A 20,263-nucleotide genomic window follows, 5' to 3' on the forward strand; every position below is an offset into this window, starting at 1 on the left:
GAACGTGGTGCTGAGCTCACTCTTCATTTTTTTTGAAAAAGCTCTTTAAGGCATCGTATACATCGCCCTTTTTTCTCAAAACATGGTATCTAAATTTGGGATCATCAATTTTCTTGTAAGTATACATAAGTGTTGAAAAACGGTTATGTTGGTTCACCTCACCATAGCCAAACATACTGGAGACATCCATTAACTCTCCCACCAGTTTCAAACACTTTTCATTATCCATTGAAATATTTTCACCATCTGAGAAATGTACAGGATAAATATTATAGCGAGAAGGATGATATTTACCTTCAATCAATTCCAGTGCCTTTTTATAAGCTGACGAACAAATAGTTCCTCCACTTTCTCCCTTTGTGAAAAATTCCTCCTCCGTGACCACCTTCGCCTCTGTATGATGGGCAATAAATTCTATTTCCACTGTTTCATACTTGGAGCGTAAAAACTTCGTCATCCAAAAGAAGAAGCTCCGTGCACAATATTTTTCAAAAGCTCCCATCGAACCACTCGTATCCATCATGGCAAGTACTACTGCTTTGGATTCGGGCTTTTCAATCTCATCCCACGTCTTGAAACGTAAATCATCATTATGGATTGGCGTAATTTCAGCTTTCCCTTTCATGGCATTGCGCTTTATTGCATTTAAAATCGTACGTTTTTTATCAACATTGCCCATTAGCCCTTTTTTTCGAATATCATTAAACTCTATTTTTTCGGTTTTAATATCTGCTTTTTCTTTTTGTTGTAAATTAGGTAACTCAAGTTCATGAAATAAGACGTTCTGAATTTCCTCAATACTGACTTCCGCTTCATAATAATCTTGGCCAGGCTTGTCACCCGCCTCTTTTCCTTTACCTTGAGCCTGATTTGCTTTACTGCCATCTCGAGCTACTACATCTCCAACACTACTATCCCCTTGTCCTTGCCCTACATGCTTAGAGTTATCATAGTTATATCGAATTTTATATTCATCAAGTGAACGAATCGGTATTTTAATAACCTCGCGACCATTAGACATCACAATACTCTCTTCACTAACTAAATCGGGTAAATTATTTTTAATCGCATCCTTCACTTTTTCCATATGGCGTTGCTGGTCCTGGTGCCCTTTACGATGGAGAGACCAATTTTCCTGAGAGATGACAAAGCGTTTATTTTCGTGTTCAGTCATTTTTATCCTCACCCATCTATCAAATTCGCTTTTTCTATACTATGCTTGTGAGCCAAATTCTTGAACTTTTTTCGTAAAATGAATTGTGCATCTATATTAATCCCTTGTCCTGATAGTAAAAGGAGTGCCCTAAAATTGGGACACTCCTATCTGACTTGTAACAATCCAAATCAAGGTGAAAATTAATTACCGATTGAGTAGACTTCCTACATATTGCAGCAGCTCATTTGCCGATGTTGTGTTATAGCCATGTTCATCAACTAGTCTTGCAACAACCTCATTAATTTTCTTCAGTTGAGATTCATCTGGCATTTTAGAAGAAGTAGTAATTTTCACAACATCTTTCAAGTCCGCAAATAATTTCTTTTGAATCGCTTCTCGCAATCTTTCATGAGAGTTGTAGTCAAATCGTTTACCTTTTCGTGCATAAGCAGAAATACGAATGAGAATTTCCTCACGAAATGCCTTTTTAGCATTTTCTGAAATACCAATTTGCTCCTCAATCGAGCGCATTAATTTTTCGTCAGGATTCATTTCCTCACCAGTTAGTCGATCGTATAGCTTATTTTTATTACAAAATGCCTCTACATTATCAAGGTAATTGTTCATCAATGATTTTGCCGATTCTTCATAGGAGTACACAAAAGCCTTTTGTACTTCATTTTTAGCAATTTCATCATATTCCTTACGTGCAACCGCAATGTAATTCATATATTTTTCGCGATCCTCTTGAGAAATAGAAGCATGCTGATCTAATCCATCCTTCAGTGCCCGTAAAACATCTAATGCATTAATCGATGGCACCTCTTTACGAATAATAGCAGAAGAAATACGGTTAATGATATAGCGTGGATCAATACCGTTCATCCCTTCGCTCGGAAACTCTTTTTTCAGCTCCTCCAAGTCAACGGAATTAAATCCCTCCACATTTTCTCCGTCGTACAAGCGCATTTTCTTAATCAGATCCACACCTTGTTTTTTCGGCACTTCTAATCTAGTGAGAACCGAAAAGATTGCTGCGGCCTTTAAAGCATGCGGTGCAATATGGACGTGGGACATATCACTCTCTTTTATCATCTTTTGATATATATGCTCTTCCTGACTAACTTTTAAGTTATACGGTATCGGCATAACGATAATTCGAGAATGTAATGCCTCATTCTTCTTGTTCGAAATAAAGGATCGATACTCCGTTTCGTTTGTATGAGCAACGATTAATTCATCTGCACTAATTAAAGCGAATCTCCCCGCTTTGAAATTTCCTTCCTGTGTTAGAGATAATAAGTTCCACAAGAATTTCTCATCGAGTTTCAGCATCTCCTGGAATTCCATCATACCCCTATTGGCTTTATTGAGTTCCCCATCGAAGCGATATGCTCGGGGATCTGATTCTGAACCAAACTCACCAATAGTAGAAAAATCAATACTTCCTGTTAAATCAGCAATATCCTGTGATTTAGGATCTGATGGTGTAAATGTTCCGATGCCCACACGTTTATCTTCCGAAAAGGTAATACGTTCAATCATCACGTTTTCAATACGCCCATCGTATTCCTTTTCAAGACGCATCGTATTTAAAGGCGATAAACTTCCTTCAATTCTTATACCATACTCTTCAAAAAATTCATTACGCAAATGATGTGGAATTAAATGTAATGGATCTTCATGCATAGGACATCCCTTAATTGCGTAAACCGCACCCTCATCTGTGCGCGAATATTGTTCTAATCCACGCTTCAGTAAAGTAACGATTGTTGATTTACCACCACTAACAGGTCCCATTAATAATAAAATACGTTTTCTAACATCTAACCTGCGCGCTGCTGGATGGAAATATTCCTCCACCAGTCTTTCAATTGCTGTTTCAAGCCCAAAAATTTCTTGTCCGAAAAATTTGTACATTTTTTGCCCATCGCGTTCCTCTACACCAGAACTTTTTATCATATTGTAGACGCGTGAATGGGCTGTTTGAGCAACTTCAGGTCTTTCCCTAATGATGTTTAAATAATCTGCAAATGTCCCTTCCCACTTCAGCCTATTTTCTTCTTCGCGATAGTTTTTCACTTTATCTAAAATGTTAATAGCCTTCCCTCCATTCAGGGCTTGATTTATAACATAGTATGAAGTTAATCGCATGATGATACCCATTACTTTTTCTTTGACGACGTTTCTTCTTATTATTTCTTTTTTAGGGATAAAAAGATTGCGGATTTATTGGCTGTTTAAGCTTACTGAATGAAGATAAAAATTTCGGTTATTCTAACGTTAGAAAGGAGGTCCATCATTGCATCGCCATTTTATTTTTCTTTTCACATTTTTATTTTTAGGAATGATGCTGTACCCTACTGCCTCTTTTGCAAAAGAGGAGCTAACAGAAGAAGAAGCTTTACAACAGCGTATGTCCTATTATGTACAATTTGATGAATTACTCATTCCTTGGCATTTTTTAGCGGCTATCGATCAGTATGAAAGAAATCTCCAATCTGTTCGTAAAGATATCCCTAAACGAGAAGGCTATTTGGCTATCCAATTTTCTGATGAATATTGGTCAGGCGCATTAAATCCTGTAAAGGAAGATACCTCACCTGAGACGATTAGCTATTTCGGTGGTATGGGCCTTGATGGGAATCATGATGGAATCGCTAGTCCAAAGGATGATGAGGATGTCATTTTTTCAATGGCTAGTTATTTAGGAAAATTCGGCACGACTGATGAGGATTTTAAATTAGCATTATGGGAATATTATGGAAGTGAAGAAGCAGTCAATCAAATTTTTACGATTTCCACACTGTACAGACATTTTAAAACAATTGAACTGGATGCACATACCTTCCCTCTCAATATTCGCTCGAATTACAGTTACAGGGGTACTTGGGGTGCCAATAGAGGCTGGGGTGGACGTCGGATTCATGAAGGAACCGATATTTTTGCAAGTTATGGAACCCCTGTCTTATCTACCTCCTATGGAATTGTTGAGGTAAAAGGCTGGAATCAATTTGGTGGCTGGCGTATTGGTATTCGTGATAATCATAACTCCTATCACTATTATGCCCACCTTGGTAGCTATCATAAGGACATTGAGGTAGGCTCTGTTGTAGAGCCTGGCACGGTGCTTGGCTATGTGGGAAGCTCTGGATATGGGAAAGAAGGTACATCAGGAAAATTCCCTCCTCATCTTCATTATGGTATTTACAAATTTAATGGAAGAACCGAATGGGCTTTTGATCCATACCCTTCATTATTGCAATGGGAGCGGCAAGCAAAAAAACAAAAACAATAGATCTTTTATAATACATGGCACTTGAAGCATTTTGCTACAGGTGCTTTTTTCTTATTATATAGGAAAATTATACGCAAATATATTCATTAGTCGTTAGACATCTATATATATTTAACTACAGGCAACCCAGAACCTATTATACGGTTGTACTAAAAAACTATTTTTAACTATTTTTACCGAAAGCCTTATTAATCTACACAAATAGTTATAAAATAATAATTATGATTGAATAAAATTCTCAATGAGATAGTAAAGGGATGGGGAAATGAAAGGCATTTTACAGTTTAAAACACTTAAAGCTCGAATTTTAAGTGCATTTATTTTTTTGTTAGTTTTAGTAGTGAGCTTTACAACCTATACTTACAATTCCAATACAAATATGGAGAGACAGGCAAAAGGTTTAGTAAAGGAAGATCTAGTTGTTTTAAATGCCAGTAAAAATTTAGCATTATCTATGAGTGTGCGACTATCAGCAGCTTTAAACTATGTAATGACTGGTGATGAAAAATATAAGGAAACGTTTAATGAATATCGTCAAATGGCTGAGGAAAACAATGCTATTCTAGACGAATATGAAACATCAGATGAACGTACTCTGCTAGTAGAAATAGCACGTGATTGGAGTAATCTTGTCAACACTGAGGTGTTTGATATCTACGAAAAGGGCAATAAAGAGTTAGCTTTAGAAAATTTAATGGATACACATGCCCTCGTGACAAAAGTACGCAATGGTTATGAGGAACTTGCGGATGAACGTGCCGATGCGATTACGTCCGTTGGTAATGATGTTGTTTCAACAAGCTCTCAAAACCGAACAATCGGGATTGCTTTCAGTTTAATTTTAACTATAGCTGGTATTCTAATTGCTATTATCACTGCTAGTACCATTTCCAGACCGGTTAAAGTTGTAGCGAATCGTATGAAGGAATTAGCAGATGGTAATTTGCAACTGGAGCCATTAGCAGTGAAAACACGAGATGAAATCGGCACGTTAATGCTTGCTGCTAATGAAATGAACAATAAATTAAAACAAACGATTCATTCCATCTACACCGTTTCAGAAACAGTGGCCGCAAGTAGTGAAGAGCTGGCTCAATCATCGAATGAAGTACAAGCAGGTACAGAGCAAATTACAGTAACCATGCAAGAGCTTGCTTCAGGTACAGAAACACAAGCGTCCACAACGGGTGATTTAGCAGAAACAATGACAGCCTTTAAGCGCAGTATTCATGACACGACACAAGAAGGCGTTGAATTAAAAGAACATTCTAGCCATGTCCAAAATTTAACGGTTTCTGGTAAAGGCTTAATGGTTCAATCGACTAAACAAATGGCTGCGATTAATGATATTATGCTAGATTCTGTGAAAAAGGTTGAAAGTTTGAATGAACAGTCCGCCGAAATTTCCAAGCTTGTGTCAGTTATAGACGAGATTTCAAATCAAACAAATTTACTCGCACTCAATGCAGCGATTGAAGCAGCACGAGCAGGTGAACACGGAAAAGGCTTTGCCGTTGTCGCAGATGAAGTCCGCAAGCTCGCTGAACAAGTGCAATTCTCTGTCACGGATATTTCAACAATCGTCCATCGTATTCAAGGTGAGACAGGCAATGTCACTTCTGCCCTACAATCAGGCTATGAAGAAGTTAAAAGAGGAACCGCACAGCTTGATCAAACAAACGAAACATTTGATCAAATATCAAATGCAGTAGAGGATATGATCGAGAATATTACGACCATTTCTGCTAATTTACATCATCTTGCTCAAAATTCAGAAACCATTAATGTCTCTATAGATGACATGGCTTCTATTTCACAGGAATCCGCCGCCGGTGTTGAACAAACAACAGCAACTGTAGAGGAAACCGCCGCTACAATGGATGAAATCGCTAGAAGTGCAAATCAACTCGCAGGAATGGCTGAAGAACTAAACACCCAACTACAGCAATTTAAAATTTAACGAACTACACAACAAAAGCTATCTCAAATTTTTCTAATTCGAGATAGCTTTTTCGATTATTGCCAATGATTGATCGGAACTCTTTCCAATTCATGACGTTTGATAATTACGCTTATCTTTTGAAACCATTTCTCACAAAGCTCCATAGCTTCCTTGTAGTCCTCTTCCTCTTTTGAAATTGGCTCTTCACCATTATCCATAAACATATATTCTTGAATTGGCTCTGATAAATGATCCACTACTAATTTTAAAGAAAGCTGCGAAATTGTATCTTCCTCCACCTCCACTTCCTCTATTTCATCCGCTTCCCCAAGTAAAGACCCACTCATAAGGTGATTCTTTGTTCTAATCATAAACTCTTCGTCTTCCATGATGGCCACTTCATATATTTTGTTAAATGGAATCTCTATTATTGTCAACTCTTCATCTAGCGATTCTCTTCGTGCAAAAATAAGCGTATTTGTCTGTTCATTTAACAATAAAGCATTTAAAGCATCATTGGATAATGTACATTGGGTATGAGGAATAGCCATTATCTCTTCTTCACTAGCTTCCGTCATTTGTACCAAAGTTTGTGCAGCAATATAACGTTCTTTTATATATCGAATGCTACCAATACTGACTAAAGCAAGTCCTATTAAAAAAAATAATGGCTTAATGATGGCTAATTCAATTGCATTTGCTAGAAAAAGATAGACAATCCCTAATAAAATGAAGAAAATATTTTTCATTCAGACCCCGCCTTTATCAAGATAATTGCTAGAAAAAATAGGTTGATGTACTAGCAATTTTATTCTCGACTCTAGCTTTTCATTCTAATAAAAAACACGAATCCATTGAAATTCAATGACCTCGTGCTCTCCATAGTTTAATTTTTCTTTACTGCTTGCACCAAGGACATGTTGTGATGGTAGTACAAGTAAGCTCACCACGACAATCGTGATACCCGTTATAAATTGACTTGAAAGCTTCCCCTAACATTCCCGGAATCCGGCTAATCCCAATAACAATAATACCAGCAATAATCATACTGCGTATTTTAGACTATTGAATGCATCTTTAATTAGTGTTTATTTACTTGAGAATACATCATTGTGAAGTTTTCATTCACCATGTCATTTATTGAACCCTTCCATTTCGGTATAAAATCATTTTGTCATATCAACATAAAAAAACAGCTACAACCTCAATGCGAGTTGTAGCTGCCTATTTCATTCCACTTACCCCTAAGTGTTTGATTGCATTATACGTTTTGTGTGACAAGTAAAACGGATGGTATAAACGATAGTGCAAACATAGCGATATACCATAATGAAGTACGACGTAATGAAAAACGAACTTTTTTTCGTTCTGCATAAAAAATATCTAGCATAACTGCAACAATAAAAGGCATTGTAACGCATGCAATAGCTACTAATAAGATGTCAAAATAAATCATACAAGCACCCCTTTGTTTGTGAACATTTTTCATCTTTTTTGTGAACAATTTGTGATAAATTTATTGTACACAATTTCGTCACAAATTGTCAACGAATTTTAAAGAAAAAAATGGTACTTTATGATTTAAAACATCTGTCTGTTACCCTCTATATTTATATGTTAAGCCCCTTAAAAAATTACGTACGAACGAATCACCGCACTCTTTATAATTACGGTGACTTGGATTTCTTAAAATGGCACCTAATTCACCTTTTGTCACCTTAATTCCACCATCATATAAAATTTCAAGCATCTCCTCAGTTGTTAAGGATAAGGCAATTTTCACTTTCTTTAATAGCATATTGTTCGGACTTTCTTTTCCAGACACAGGTAGTGGTCCCTCAGCCTGTCCTTCCTTTGGCTTCTGTGGCCCACGTTTAAAGGTAATGAGTCCATTTAAAAAAGCTTCCAACATTTTATTATTACAACTAATGTATGTTTCTGGTGCTTCTTCCTCATCATTAATCTTAATGAGCATATTTAATACTTCCTCTTTCGTATAATTCATACCACCTAGCTTAAAAATTTCCACCATATCTACATTTTTTATATCGAATGCATAGCGTAAACGAATTAAAATATCATTATTCGTCATTCTGTTGTTCCTCCTTTAATCAACCTTCTATAGTAAAGAGCCAGGCTTAATTATAACAGAGAGTTTGCTGATTATTGCTGGCTTTCCACAAGTTGTTGTTATTAGCATTTAGCGTGTGCGTTTCCTTCTTTTTAAATGTATGAAAAGTTGGTAAGCAACCATTCTAAGCTCAAGGAGGTGAGAACAATGGCTAACAATAACCGTAGTTCAAATAAGCTTCTAGTACCGGGCGTACACGAAGCTGTCAATCAAATGAAATATGAAATTGCACAAGAATTTGGCGTTCAGCTTGGGCCAGAAGCATCTTCTCGCGCAAATGGTTCCGTTGGAGGAGAAATTACAAAACGCCTTGTTGAAATCGCTGAGAAACGTTCAAAAGGTTTATTATAATTAAATAAAAACTAATAAGAAAAGAACGAATCCCATTTGAAGAAGTGGAATTCGTTCTTTCGTGATGTATAGGATTAAGCCGTTTGCAAACCCTTGCCTGTTCCCTGAAGTGTCAGCATGACGATAAAGGAAATGCAATACAATGCTGCTAAGTAAATCATAACGACTGTCATATCATAACTTTGTAAAATATAGCCGACAAAGATTGGTGAAAATCCTCCTATTGCTCGACCAAAGTTAAAAATAGTATTCGTTGCTGTACTGCGAATTTGGACTGGATAGAAGCTACTAATTAATGCACCATACCCTGCAAACATTCCGTTAGAGAAAAATCCTACAACAGCACCGCCTAATAATATGGCTACTGCACCTGTTGCAAAGGAATAAAGGAATACTGCACAGGCTGAGGCTAATAAAAAGATACCGAATGTACGCTTTGCACCAAAACGATCCATAAATCTACCAAATGTCAGCATTCCAATAATCATGCCGACAGCGGTACTAATTGTCCACAAGGCTGAGCTGGAAACTGATAATCCTTGCGATTTTTGTAGCATAGATGGTAGCCAAATCATGAGGCCATTATAGCCTGCGATTTGAACAGTAGCCATTAAAATCAGCGAAAGAGTCGTCATCGTGATTCGTGGTGAAGCAAATAACTGGGCCAATTTCCCTTTCTCTTGCTTATTGTTTTGTTTATTCTGTGACGCCACCCATTCTGGTGATTCATCAAGATTTTTACGTACGATAAAGGCAAAAATAACTGGTAATAAACCGACGAAGAATAAAGCTCTCCATCCTAAAGTTGGTAAAATGATGGCACTTAATAATGCCGCTAAGATCACCCCATACTGTGCCCCTACACTTACATACGAAGAAGCTCTTCCTTGTTTATTCTTCGGCCAAGCCTCCGCCACAAGTGCCATACCAATACCATATTCCCCACCAGCTCCTAAGCCAGCGATAAATCTATAAACATAAACTTGCTCAATACTTGTTGCTACGCCTGTTAAGGCTGTTCCGATGGCAAATAATATGACGGTATACGTAAACACTTTTACGCGACCATATTTGTCGGCCAACACACCAAAAATAATACCACCCATTAGCATTCCAATATTTGTGATGGATGAAATCAATCCACCAGTTGCAAGATCAATATTAAATTCTGCAATAATCATTGTCATAGCAAAAGAAATAAACATAATGTCCATTCCCTCTAGCGTTAACCCTGCCACTGAAGCGACCACGGTTTTTTTACGATAATCCATTCTTTGTAGCCTCCAATTTTCTAGTTGTCGATCTCTTTTAGTGAATGGATTATAGCTGTCTTGTCCATTCTCTTTTGAAGCCTCACGGGACTTCCTTTAAAAGAGGAGTATGGAACAATAATAAAAGCCCTTCCGTCACAGAGGACAAAAGGGCATGACAAAGCAAAGATATTAGCTTAAAAATATCACATAGCCCTTTTCAGCCTCTCTGGACCGTATTAAAGGATTTATATATCGTTCATTTATACCGTTCTACATTCTATAAGATTACGAATGAAAAAGCAATGGTTGAATAGTGGAAATTAGCCTGATACTTCAATAAAGTTTTGGGCAAATTGATAAATCAAATGAGCTGGTACAGCTAAGTTCAGATTCTGACCATCATCAAAGCCTGCTGTTATCAAACCGACCAATCGTCCATGCATATCCAATAAAGCACCACCAGAACTGCCATTGGAAATAGCAGCCGTAAATTGAATCATAGACATTTTTCGAAGATCTCGAAAGCCTGAAACAATTCCATCAGAAACCGAATTAAATAATCCTAAGGGACTGCCAATCGCCACAATTTTTTGCCCGCGAACTAATTGACCCTCTATTTTAACAGGCAAAGGTAGACTTGTTCTGTCTACCTTCAAAATAGCCAAATCATGCATGTCATGATATTTCACAAATTGATGGGTAATATATTCGTTTGGATCATTTTCATATAGCACTGAATAATAGTTCCCACCACCTACAACATGCAAGTTCGTCAAAATATAGCCATCCCGATGGAGAACAACTCCAGAACCAAAACATAACACCTTACCATCTGCACCAAATGTCTTTATCATCACAACAGACGTCGCTAAAGAAGCCAACTGTTCATAACTACACTCTTCTGTAGTAACCATGCTAGTACTAAGGGCTGGGAGAATCGTCGGTTGTTGTGATGGTATGCTTTTCATCGAGAGCATTTTAGGGATTATGAATTCTTTTTCATAGCAATTACGACAACTCTGCAAAGTAGATGATGCTGCTATGATAGGATACAAATTAGGGATATCCCCTTTAGGGCTCATATAACATATATCGCAGCCAAGTGTCGATAAAAAATATAAGAATAATGATTCATGCTGCGTAATGTCTCCTATAAAAACAATTTTAAAGGATGCTTGATTTTCCTTAGAAAAAATTTGTGGTAAATAATAATCCATCCAATATAAAAATTTAACTGCAAAGTTTTTTAGTAACGTGTCATTAGCATGCGGCTGATGTTCTTTAAAAAGATGGAGAATTTTTTTAAAGCTAAGCTTTTTTGTCCATTCAAGTTGATCATTCGCTAATTTACCGCATAAAGATGTCTCATACAGTAACTGCATACTATCAGCAGCAGCCTGCCAATCTCCCCAAAGCTCCGACAGTCTATCTGCATCTTTCTTATTATTGATGACCTCAAGCCTATGTAGTCGTAAATAAAATACGCTTTGCTTTGTGAAATACTCATCCATTTTTAAAATATTTTCTTTATAAAGATCTACAGAATCAGGTATACCAATATAACGTAGAAAGACCACTTCCTTCGTAAGGGCATTATTGTGAGGATTAATCTGCATAAACTCCTGAAAAGGATTAGCTAACTTTTTATACTTAATTTTTAACGGTCTCGTTGTCACAACCATCTTCATACAACTCCTATAAAACGTCATTACATATAATGGTACTTATATACAATTCTCTGATTTCTCTCTAAATCCTCTATTCCTTACGAACAAAAAAGCCCAACTCTATAAAGAATTGGACGTTTTCTTCACCTTTCTCAAATAAAAATCGACAGAAATACTTATCAGAAGTAATAGCTAATGCAAATGGCAAAACAGCTATACGAAGAGCTGCTTGAAAAAGAAATCATACCAGAAGAAAATGAAAAGGAATTAGCATTGGAAGACCTCGCTCAAATGATCGAAAATTTGAGGACTCATTGGACATTCGTTACGAGCTATCTGGAGACAACATAAAAAATAGAGAAATCCGAATTCGGATTTCTCATTAATTGAAGCTAGTTATACCCCAGCCTCTCAAATGGTTTGCTTACTTAAATACTTGCGCTGCGGCAACAGCCTTTTTCCAGCCTGCATAAATATTGTCACGATACTCGTCACTCATATTTGGTGTAAATTGACGATCTAAATTCCAATACTTACCGATCTCCTCTGTTGAATGCCAATAGCCAACTGCTAAGCCTGCTAAATAGGCAGCACCTAAAGCTGTTGTTTCATTGATAACTGGGCGATCAACAGGGACATTTAATAAATCTGCTTGGAATTGCATTAAGAAATTATTTGCCACAGCTCCGCCATCTACACGCAATTTTGCTAACGGAATATTAGCATCTGCTTCCATCGCTGCTAATACATCCTTTGTTTGATAAGCTAATGATTCTAGTGTCGCACGTACAAAATGTTCCTTCGATGTCCCACGTGTTAAGCCAAAGACAGCTCCTCGTACATCAGAATCCCAATACGGTGTGCCTAAACCAACAAATGCTGGGACAACATAAACTCCATCTGTTGACTCCACACGCGTCGCATATTGCTCTGATTCACTCGCATTACGGAACATACGCAAACCATCACGTAGCCATTGAATCGCTGAGCCTGCTACAAAAATACTGCCCTCTAAAGCATACGTTACTTTACCATCTAAGCCCCAAGCTAATGTTGTCAATAATCCATTATTTGACTTCACTGCCTTTTCGCCTGTGTTCATTAACATAAAGCAGCCTGTGCCATATGTGTTCTTGACCATTCCTTCTTCAAAACATGCCTGACCGAATAATGCTGCTTGTTGGTCACCAGCAGCACCCGCAATTGGGACAGCAGAGCCAAAGAATAAAGCCTCCTCTGTATAGCCATAAATTTCAGAAGAAGGACGTACTTCTGGCAGCATAGAGGCAGGAACAGTTAAAATTTCTAAAAGTTCTTCATCCCACTGTAACTCATGGATATTATACATCAATGTACGAGAAGCATTTGAATAATCTGTTACATGTACTTTCCCACCCGATAACTTCCAAATGAGCCATGTATCAATTGTACCGAATAGCAATTCTCCTGCCTCAGCTTTTTCACGTGCTCCCTCAACATGATCTAAAATCCACTTCACTTTTGTGCCAGAGAAGTAAGCATCGATTAATAAGCCTGTTTTATCACGGAATAAATCATTGTAACCGCTTTCCTTTAACTGCTCACAAATTTCATTCGTTTGACGTGATTGCCAAACAATTGCGTTATAAACAGGTTTGCCAGTATGTTTATCCCACACTACGGTTGTTTCGCGTTGGTTGGTAATCCCAATCCCTGCAATTTGGCTTGAATCCACACCTTTTTCTGATAACACGGTTGCAATACAAGATAGGATAGATGACCAAATTTCCTCTGCATGATGCTCTACCCAGCCTGCTTGTGGAAAATGTTGTTGGAATTCTTGTTGGGCAGTGTGTACAATTTTACCCTTTTCATCAAATAGAATAGCTCTTGAACTTGTTGTACCTTGGTCTAACGCTAAAATATATTTTTTTTCTGACATAGAAATCCCTCCAAATAAATTAGTCTTCAACTTGAACATTCTTAACCGTTAATTGTGCCCCTATGAAAATAGTAACAACAATTACTGCGACAATCCAAAATGCTATACTATTTTTCCCTTCAAATATTTGTTGGAAAAACAATGCACCAAATGTACCACCAATAATTGGACCTACAACTGGTATCCATGCATATCCCCAACCAGAATCACCTTTTCCTGAAATCGGCAAAATAAAATGGGCGATACGTGGACCCAAATCGCGGGCAGGGTTAATCGCATAGCCTGTTGGGCCACCTAAAGCCATCCCAATCACAATAATTAACAGACCAACTAAAAATGGATTTAAACCATCTGTAATCGTATTTGTACCTAACGCTAAAATGCCTAATACTAAAATAAATGTTCCTATCATTTCAGATAGTAGATTTGATAAAGGATGCTTAATAGCTGGCATTGTGGAAAATGGCGCTAATTTTGTATCTGCATCTGCTGTTGCCTGCCAATGTGGTAAATACATAAAGTAAACAAGCGTTGCTCCTAAAAATGCACCAATCATTTGTGCTGCAATATATGCTGGTACATCTCCCCATGGAAAATTGCCAATCGTGGCAAGAGCAATGGTTAGTGCAGGATTTAGATGAGCACCGCTAATTCCCCCTACTGCATAGGCTGCCATTGCAACAGCAAGTCCCCATGCAAAGGTAATAACAATCCATCCACCACCAAAGCCTTTCGATTTGTTTAGCACAGTACCAGCTACAACGCCGCCACCAAATAAAATAAGAATCATTGTGCCGACCAGCTCAGCTGTAAACGTAGACATAGTGAAGTCCCCCTTTGTGATAATAGCCCATAGAAAACAAAAAGGAACCCACATTTAATCAAACTACATTAAAACATGTAGATGAACAAATGTGGGTTCCTTTTCCTAACCACGCGCTTATGAACTTAAGTTCATTTTAGAGAAAAAAACATACAGAGTCAACTATTTATTGAAATTTTCCCATAATTTCTTATTAGATGTTGTAACGGCGATAGCGCCCCCAGTTAACGCTTCTTCAATATTGTCCACTGTACGCACTAAGCCACCTGTAATAACAGGGATTTGTGTCCGCTCATAGATTTCTTGAATCATAGACGGAATAATGCCTGGTAATAGCTCAATATAATCAGGCTGTGCTGTTTCAATCATCGAATAACTTTTTTCAAGAGCAATCGTATCAATCAAAAACACACGTTGAATAGCCATAATTCCACGAGCTTTGGCTTTCATTAGCATATTGGAACGAGTTGAAATAATACCAGCGGGACGAACATCATTACATAAAAAGTCCGCTGCAAAATTATCCGTTTTTAAGCCATGAATTAAATCAGCATGAATAATTAATTTTTTTCCATGCCGATGTGCCTCACGCTTTAAAGACATCAATAAGCTAATATGCACCTCCAAGAGGACAATATAAGTGAATGGACTTGCTATTATTTCGTCAAACTGCTTAACAGTACGCGCTGCAGGAATTACCTGTTGATTATCAAAATGCATACCATTCTCTCCTTCCCTTATAATACAGGGTAAATGCTCACCTTATATTATGAGAGTAACTACCTCATTATAGCGCAGTTGTCGCTCGTTTTATTTCTTTCTTAACATCTTCTTCATATTGTGTACGTTGCTGTGCTGTCCAGTTGAGTTGCTTAGCCATTTCATCTAAAATAGCCTCTTTATATTGTTTAACAATGGCCATTTGGAAGAACATATATCCTGTACGGCGAACCATAAAGTCATTCGGATGAACGACCAATTCATGATGAATACCATACATTAATTGTGCATACAGCCATGATGGTAAAACTGGATGTCCTTCCTTAACATAGTTAAAGACAATATCTACATTGCTACCATAATGCTGTGTTAAAAATTTAGCCTCTTCTTCGGATAAGCCTAATTTTTTGCCTAATCTTGTATGGTCATGTAAGAAGGCATATAATTTCTTTGAACCGCCAATGTCACCACCAGAAATTGGTATTTTTTTTGTTGTACATGGAGAAGATTGAATGCCAAATTGTTGCTCTAGTTCCTGTGCAATCGTATTTAATACCGTTTCAGCCATTTTACGGTAGCCTGTTAATTTCCCACCTGCAATTGTTACAAGTCCTGATGGTGATACCCACACTTCATCCTTACGAGAAATTTCAGACGGATTTTTTCCGTCCTCATGAATCAACGGACGCACACCTGCCCAGTTTGATTCAATATCCGCATCTGTCACCTTTACATTTGGGAACATATAACGAATCGCGTTCATTATATAATCGCGATCCTCTTGATAAATATCCATATTACGAGCATCGCCCTCATAAAATGTATCTGTTGTTCCTACATAGGTCTTACCTTGACGAGGAATGGCAAATACCATGCGACCATCAGGTGTATCAAAATAAACAGCTTGTTTTAATGGGAACTTTGATTCATCAAAAACAATATGCACACCTTTTGATAAAATTAAATGCTTCCCTGCCTGCTTCCCTTCAATTGTGCGCACATCATCCACCCATGGACCAGCAGCATTAACCACTGCCTTTGCACGAATATCGATTGTACGGTCTGTTATTAAATCCTTTGCTACAATGCCATTGATTTTTCGCTGTTCATTATATAAGAAGTTTTCGGCTTTCATATAATTAATTAATGTTGCACCTTTTTCAATCGCTGCCTTCGCTACCTCAATCGTTAAACGAGCATCATCCGTACGGTATTCCACATACATACCACCGCCAAGCAACCCCTTTGTTTTCACTAATGGCTCCTTCTCAATGGTTTCAACTGCATTTAACATATAACGACGCTCAGCACGTCTGACTCCTGCTAAAAAATCATAGACACGCAAGCCAAGATTTGTAGAGTATTTTCCAAATGTCCCGCCCTTATGAAAAGGTAACAGCATCCAAACAGGTGTTGTCACATGTGGACCATTTTCATAAACAATGGCACGTTCCTTTCCTAACTCTGCTACCTCTTTTATTTCAAATTGCTTTAAATAGCGTAAACCGCCATGTACTAATTTTGTCGAACGGCTAGAGGTACCTGCTGCAAAATCCTGCATTTCCACTAATGCTACAGAAAGACCGCGAGCAATAGCATCTAGTGCAATACCACATCCTGTAATGCCCCCACCAATTACTAATAAATCATACTCCCTACCTTGTAGTTCCTCCATTGTTTGTTGTCGTTGTATCGCAGAAGCTGTACTCATACTTTATTTCCTCCCTCATCATTTTAAAGATAAAAAAAGACCATCAAAAGCATATGTACGCTAGGTACATACGTTTTCAATGGTCTCTCAGTTACTCAAACCTGCTATTAACTTACTTTTTATTGTAATATGCACATTCGAAAAAGGCAAGTTTATGTTTTAGCAGTATACTGTTATGTGAAGAAATATGCGCTACGAAAGTAGCTACACATGCCTAAACAAAAACGTTTTTTAGCAAAAGATGATAGCCTCTACTGTTCATTTGAAACTTAATAAACATTTGATCGTAAATATATTAAAAAATTGTAACGGTTAAAAAGGATTGAGAATTTATGAAGGATTGGTGGCAAAGAAGAAAAGGCAAGAAGTACCACAGCGGTTATACATTTTTAGATTTTTCATTTTTGATGTACTCGTTTGGATACCTGAACTCATTCTCTTGCCTTTTAGAGTCCTTTTCTGGTTACTTAGAGGCATAGGGAGATTGATTGGTGATATATTTGATTTTGTCTAAAAAATGCTGTTTGCTTATAAAGGTTAAAATAAATAGGAAGATTCATTTGTAGCCTTTATACCCGAAAAAAAGCAAGAGTAAGGAGTGGATATTGCTTACTCCTGCCCTTGCTTTTTATGAATTATGCTCCATTCTTACCAGCTTACAGGTCACTCCATATTATTTGCTTCAAAGTTATCTAGCAGTGCACGCACTTCATCTGTTGATTTCGTGTTCATCAATTGGCTTCTTAATTCACCAGCTCCACGGAATCCTTTGACATAAATTTTGAAAAAGCGATGAAGCCCTGTGATGGAACGTGGTAGTACTTCCGCATATTGATCTTGCAGATCGAGCTGCAGTCTTAAAAGATCAAGATACTCTTTACTGCTATGCTCTTTTGGCTCTTTTTCAAAAGCAAACGGATTTTTAAAAATACCTCGCCCAATCATCACGCCATCAATACCATATTGTTCAGCTAGCTGCAGTCCCGTTTGACGGTCAGGAATATCTCCATTGATTGTTAGTAGCGTATTTGGTGCAATACGATCACGTAACTTTTTGATTTCCGGAATAAGCTCCCAATGCGCATCTACTAAGCTCATTTCCTTTCTTGTTCGTAGATGAATCGAAAGGTTCGCTATATCTTGTTGTAAAATATGTGTTAGCCACTCCTCCCACTCATTTATCTCCTTATAGCCAAGACGAGTTTTCACGCTAACAGGCAGTCCGCCCGCTTTTGCTGCTTGAATCAATTCTGCCGCGACATCTGGACGGAGAATAAGGCCACTCCCTTTTCCTCTTGATGCCACATTCGGTACAGGGCAACCCATATTAATATCAATGCCTTTAAAACCTAGCTCTGCCATACCAATACTCATTTGACGGAAATAGTCGGGATTATCCCCCCAAATATGTGCCACCATTGGCTGCTCATCTTCTGTAAAAGTCAAACGGCCACGTACACTTTTCTGTCCCTCTGGATGACAATAGCTATCCGAATTTGTAAACTCTGTAAAAAATACATCCGGCCGACCTGCTTCATTTACTACATGTCGAAAAACAACATCTGTCACATCTTCCATTGGTGCCAGCACAAAAAATGGTCGTGGTAAATCACGCCAAAAATTATCTATCATGTTAAACCCAAATCCTCTCACTATGAATAAAACTCTATACTTTCAGTCCAAAATATAAAGCTCAATTTTACATTTATATCATGCCCAATAACTTTTTGAAAATCAGTCACGTTTATTATATCGAAAATCGTTCTTAAATGGTAATTGTCTAAATAGAAAGCAGATAGTATAGATTTCTCTACACCATCTGCTTTTCTACTCTACTAACGTTAGCCAAGCAACCGCTTCACAATGCGTCGAATGCGGGAACATGTCTACTGGCTGAATTTCCTGTGTTTGATAGCCGCCATCCTCCAAAATACGAAGGTCGCGTGCTAGTGTAGCTGGGTTGCAGGATACATAGACCACTCGTTTTGGCCGTTGCTCTAAAATGGTAGTTAGTAGTGCTTCGTCGCAGCCTTTGCGTGGTGGATCGACTACTAGTACGTCTGCTTCCTTGCCCTCTTTATACCATCTTGGAATAACTTCCTCTGCTGGGCCAGCCTCAAAATAAGTATTTGTAAAACCATTGAGTACTGCGTTGCGTTTAGCATCTTCAATTGCTTGTGGGACAATCTCCACGCCCATGACTGCCTTTGCTTTTTGTGCCAGGAATAAAGAGATGGTACCAATGCCACAATACGCATCAATGACGCGTTCATCCCCCTGCAAGTCAGCATAATCCAATGCTTGTTTATAGAGGACCTCTGTTTGCTCTGGGTTGACTTGATAGAAGGAACGAGCTGAAATCTCAAAACGTACATCGCCAATTGTATCAATAATGATGTCCTTGCCCCAAAGATTGATGGTATCATCACCAAAAATCACATTGGTTTTTTCATTATTCACATTTTGCATAATCGACGTAACGTTCGGAACTAATCTTTGAATCACTGCAACGGCTGCCTCTTTTTGTGGGAACTTTTTCTTTTTTGTTACAAGGACAACCATGACCTCACCTGTTGCTCGTGCTTTACGAATGACAACGTGTCGCAGCATTCCTTCGTGTGTATGCTCATTGTAAGGGCGAATTCCTATCGCCGTTAATTCCTTTTTCAAGCCTGCAAGAATGGCGTCCGCTTCTCCTGTTTGAATTAAGCAACGATCCATATCTACAATGCTATGCGTTTTTGTTTTATAAAAACCTGCAATCGCTTGTCCTTCTTCATTTACAGAGAAGGGGATTTGCGCTTTATTACGGTAATGCCAAGGCTCTTCCATTCCTTTTACAGGAAGCACAGGTGCATTAATTTTACCAATGCGCTGCATCACATTGCGCACCATATTTTCTTTCCACTTTAACTGCCCCTCATAGGATAAATGCTGTAGTTGACAGCCGCCACATTGCTTGAAATAATCACAGGGTGCTACTACTCGATCTGAAGATGGCTTAATAATATCTACAACTTTTGCAAAGCCATAATTTTTCAAGGTTTTCATCACATGTATTTCAGCTGTTTCGTTCGGAAGTGCGCCTTGTATAAATAGTGGGTAGCCATCAACCTTTGCGACGCCATTGCCATCATGTGTTAAATCTTCTATATAAACTGAAAGTCGATCATTTTTTTTCACGGGTGCTGACATTCGTACATCCTCCATTTCAATCTCCTTATTGTAGCATGTGTTGGCGAATGAAAAAAGAACAAGACTTGCCCGTTATATTGTTCTCCTCACTAACT

General features: G+C 37.9%; 17 protein-coding genes. 4 read left to right on the forward strand and 13 right to left on the reverse strand.

Features of this window, described 5'->3' with window-relative positions; genetic code table 11:
- Positions 1-16: 16 nt before the first annotated feature.
- Together yhbH and MKY46_RS20285 are read right to left on the reverse strand one after the other, a co-directional pair.
- On the reverse strand, positions 17-1,174 hold the full coding sequence (yhbH, locus tag MKY46_RS20280; protein ID WP_036123405.1) for a sporulation protein YhbH: 1,158 nt from the start codon (positions 1,172-1,174) through the stop codon (positions 17-19).
- Between the two features lie 186 nt (positions 1,175-1,360).
- The gene (locus MKY46_RS20285; RefSeq protein ID WP_036123495.1) at positions 1,361-3,256 is read right to left on the reverse strand and encodes a PrkA family serine protein kinase; all 1,896 of its coding nucleotides are present in this window, start codon (positions 3,254-3,256) and stop codon (positions 1,361-1,363) included.
- A gap of 202 nt (positions 3,257-3,458) precedes the next feature.
- Here MKY46_RS20285 and MKY46_RS20290 point away from each other — a divergent pair, with 202 nt between their 5' ends.
- Together MKY46_RS20290 and MKY46_RS20295 are read left to right on the forward strand one after the other, a co-directional pair.
- A complete protein-coding gene (locus tag MKY46_RS20290) occupies positions 3,459-4,454 on the forward strand; it encodes a M23 family metallopeptidase (protein WP_036123406.1) in 996 nt (331 codons plus the stop codon).
- A gap of 265 nt (positions 4,455-4,719) precedes the next feature.
- Positions 4,720-6,414 (forward strand): methyl-accepting chemotaxis protein, encoded by a 1,695-nt coding sequence (locus MKY46_RS20295; RefSeq protein ID WP_340835245.1) that lies wholly within the window; start codon positions 4,720-4,722, stop codon positions 6,412-6,414.
- Between the two features lie 56 nt (positions 6,415-6,470).
- Here MKY46_RS20295 and MKY46_RS20300 read toward each other — a convergent pair whose 3' ends face one another.
- The 3 genes from MKY46_RS20300 to MKY46_RS20310 all read right to left on the reverse strand — a co-directional run bounded on the left by MKY46_RS20300 (position 6,471) and on the right by MKY46_RS20310 (position 8,488).
- The gene (locus tag MKY46_RS20300; RefSeq protein ID WP_036123410.1) at positions 6,471-7,145 is read right to left on the reverse strand and encodes a hypothetical protein; all 675 of its coding nucleotides are present in this window, start codon (positions 7,143-7,145) and stop codon (positions 6,471-6,473) included.
- A 512-nt stretch (positions 7,146-7,657) separates the two neighbouring features.
- Positions 7,658-7,852, reverse strand: coding sequence for a hypothetical protein (locus tag MKY46_RS20305; RefSeq protein WP_036123412.1), 195 nt, complete (start codon positions 7,850-7,852; stop codon positions 7,658-7,660).
- Positions 7,853-7,993: 141 nt separating this feature from the next.
- On the reverse strand, positions 7,994-8,488 hold the full coding sequence (locus tag MKY46_RS20310) for a YehS family protein (protein WP_036123415.1): 495 nt from the start codon (positions 8,486-8,488) through the stop codon (positions 7,994-7,996).
- A 186-nt stretch (positions 8,489-8,674) separates the two neighbouring features.
- Between MKY46_RS20310 and MKY46_RS20315 the strand changes: the two genes are divergently transcribed.
- Positions 8,675-8,878 carry an alpha/beta-type small acid-soluble spore protein gene (locus MKY46_RS20315; RefSeq protein ID WP_004225662.1) on the forward strand — a complete coding sequence of 68 codons (204 nt, stop codon included), beginning with the start codon at positions 8,675-8,677 and terminating at the stop codon, positions 8,876-8,878.
- A 74-nt stretch (positions 8,879-8,952) separates the two neighbouring features.
- Here MKY46_RS20315 and MKY46_RS20320 read toward each other — a convergent pair whose 3' ends face one another.
- Together MKY46_RS20320 and MKY46_RS20325 are read right to left on the reverse strand one after the other, a co-directional pair.
- On the reverse strand, positions 8,953-10,149 hold the full coding sequence (locus MKY46_RS20320) for an MFS transporter (RefSeq protein ID WP_141905453.1): 1,197 nt from the start codon (positions 10,147-10,149) through the stop codon (positions 8,953-8,955).
- Positions 10,150-10,451: 302 nt separating this feature from the next.
- Positions 10,452-11,813, reverse strand: a complete 1,362-nt coding sequence (locus MKY46_RS20325) for a trypsin-like peptidase domain-containing protein (protein WP_340835248.1) — start codon at positions 11,811-11,813, stop codon at positions 10,452-10,454.
- 180 nt (positions 11,814-11,993) lie between these two features.
- Here MKY46_RS20325 and MKY46_RS20330 point away from each other — a divergent pair, with 180 nt between their 5' ends.
- Positions 11,994-12,149 carry a hypothetical protein gene (locus tag MKY46_RS20330; protein WP_340809528.1) on the forward strand — a complete coding sequence of 52 codons (156 nt, stop codon included), beginning with the start codon at positions 11,994-11,996 and terminating at the stop codon, positions 12,147-12,149.
- Between the two features lie 73 nt (positions 12,150-12,222).
- Here MKY46_RS20330 and glpK read toward each other — a convergent pair whose 3' ends face one another.
- The 6 genes from glpK to rlmD all read right to left on the reverse strand — a co-directional run bounded on the left by glpK (position 12,223) and on the right by rlmD (position 20,168).
- Positions 12,223-13,719 (reverse strand): glycerol kinase GlpK, encoded by a 1,497-nt coding sequence (gene glpK / locus MKY46_RS20335; RefSeq protein ID WP_058844190.1) that lies wholly within the window; start codon positions 13,717-13,719, stop codon positions 12,223-12,225.
- 19 nt (positions 13,720-13,738) lie between these two features.
- Entirely contained in the window at positions 13,739-14,542 is an 804-nt protein-coding gene (locus tag MKY46_RS20340) for an MIP/aquaporin family protein (RefSeq protein ID WP_036123422.1), read from the reverse strand.
- Between the two features lie 162 nt (positions 14,543-14,704).
- Positions 14,705-15,262 (reverse strand): glycerol-3-phosphate responsive antiterminator, encoded by a 558-nt coding sequence (locus MKY46_RS20345; protein WP_036123424.1) that lies wholly within the window; start codon positions 15,260-15,262, stop codon positions 14,705-14,707.
- Positions 15,263-15,329: 67 nt separating this feature from the next.
- Positions 15,330-16,973, reverse strand: a complete 1,644-nt coding sequence (locus MKY46_RS20350; RefSeq protein WP_340835253.1) for a glycerol-3-phosphate dehydrogenase/oxidase — start codon at positions 16,971-16,973, stop codon at positions 15,330-15,332.
- A gap of 663 nt (positions 16,974-17,636) precedes the next feature.
- Positions 17,637-18,605 (reverse strand): tRNA dihydrouridine synthase, encoded by a 969-nt coding sequence (locus MKY46_RS20355; protein WP_101966914.1) that lies wholly within the window; start codon positions 18,603-18,605, stop codon positions 17,637-17,639.
- A gap of 195 nt (positions 18,606-18,800) precedes the next feature.
- Entirely contained in the window at positions 18,801-20,168 is a 1,368-nt protein-coding gene (rlmD, locus tag MKY46_RS20360) for a 23S rRNA (uracil(1939)-C(5))-methyltransferase RlmD (protein WP_340835705.1), read from the reverse strand.
- Between the last annotated feature and the right edge of the window lie 95 nt (positions 20,169-20,263).

The sequence above is a fragment of the Lysinibacillus sp. FSL M8-0355 genome (assembly GCF_038008985.1).
Taxonomy (GTDB): domain Bacteria; phylum Bacillota; class Bacilli; order Bacillales_A; family Planococcaceae; genus Lysinibacillus; species Lysinibacillus fusiformis_D.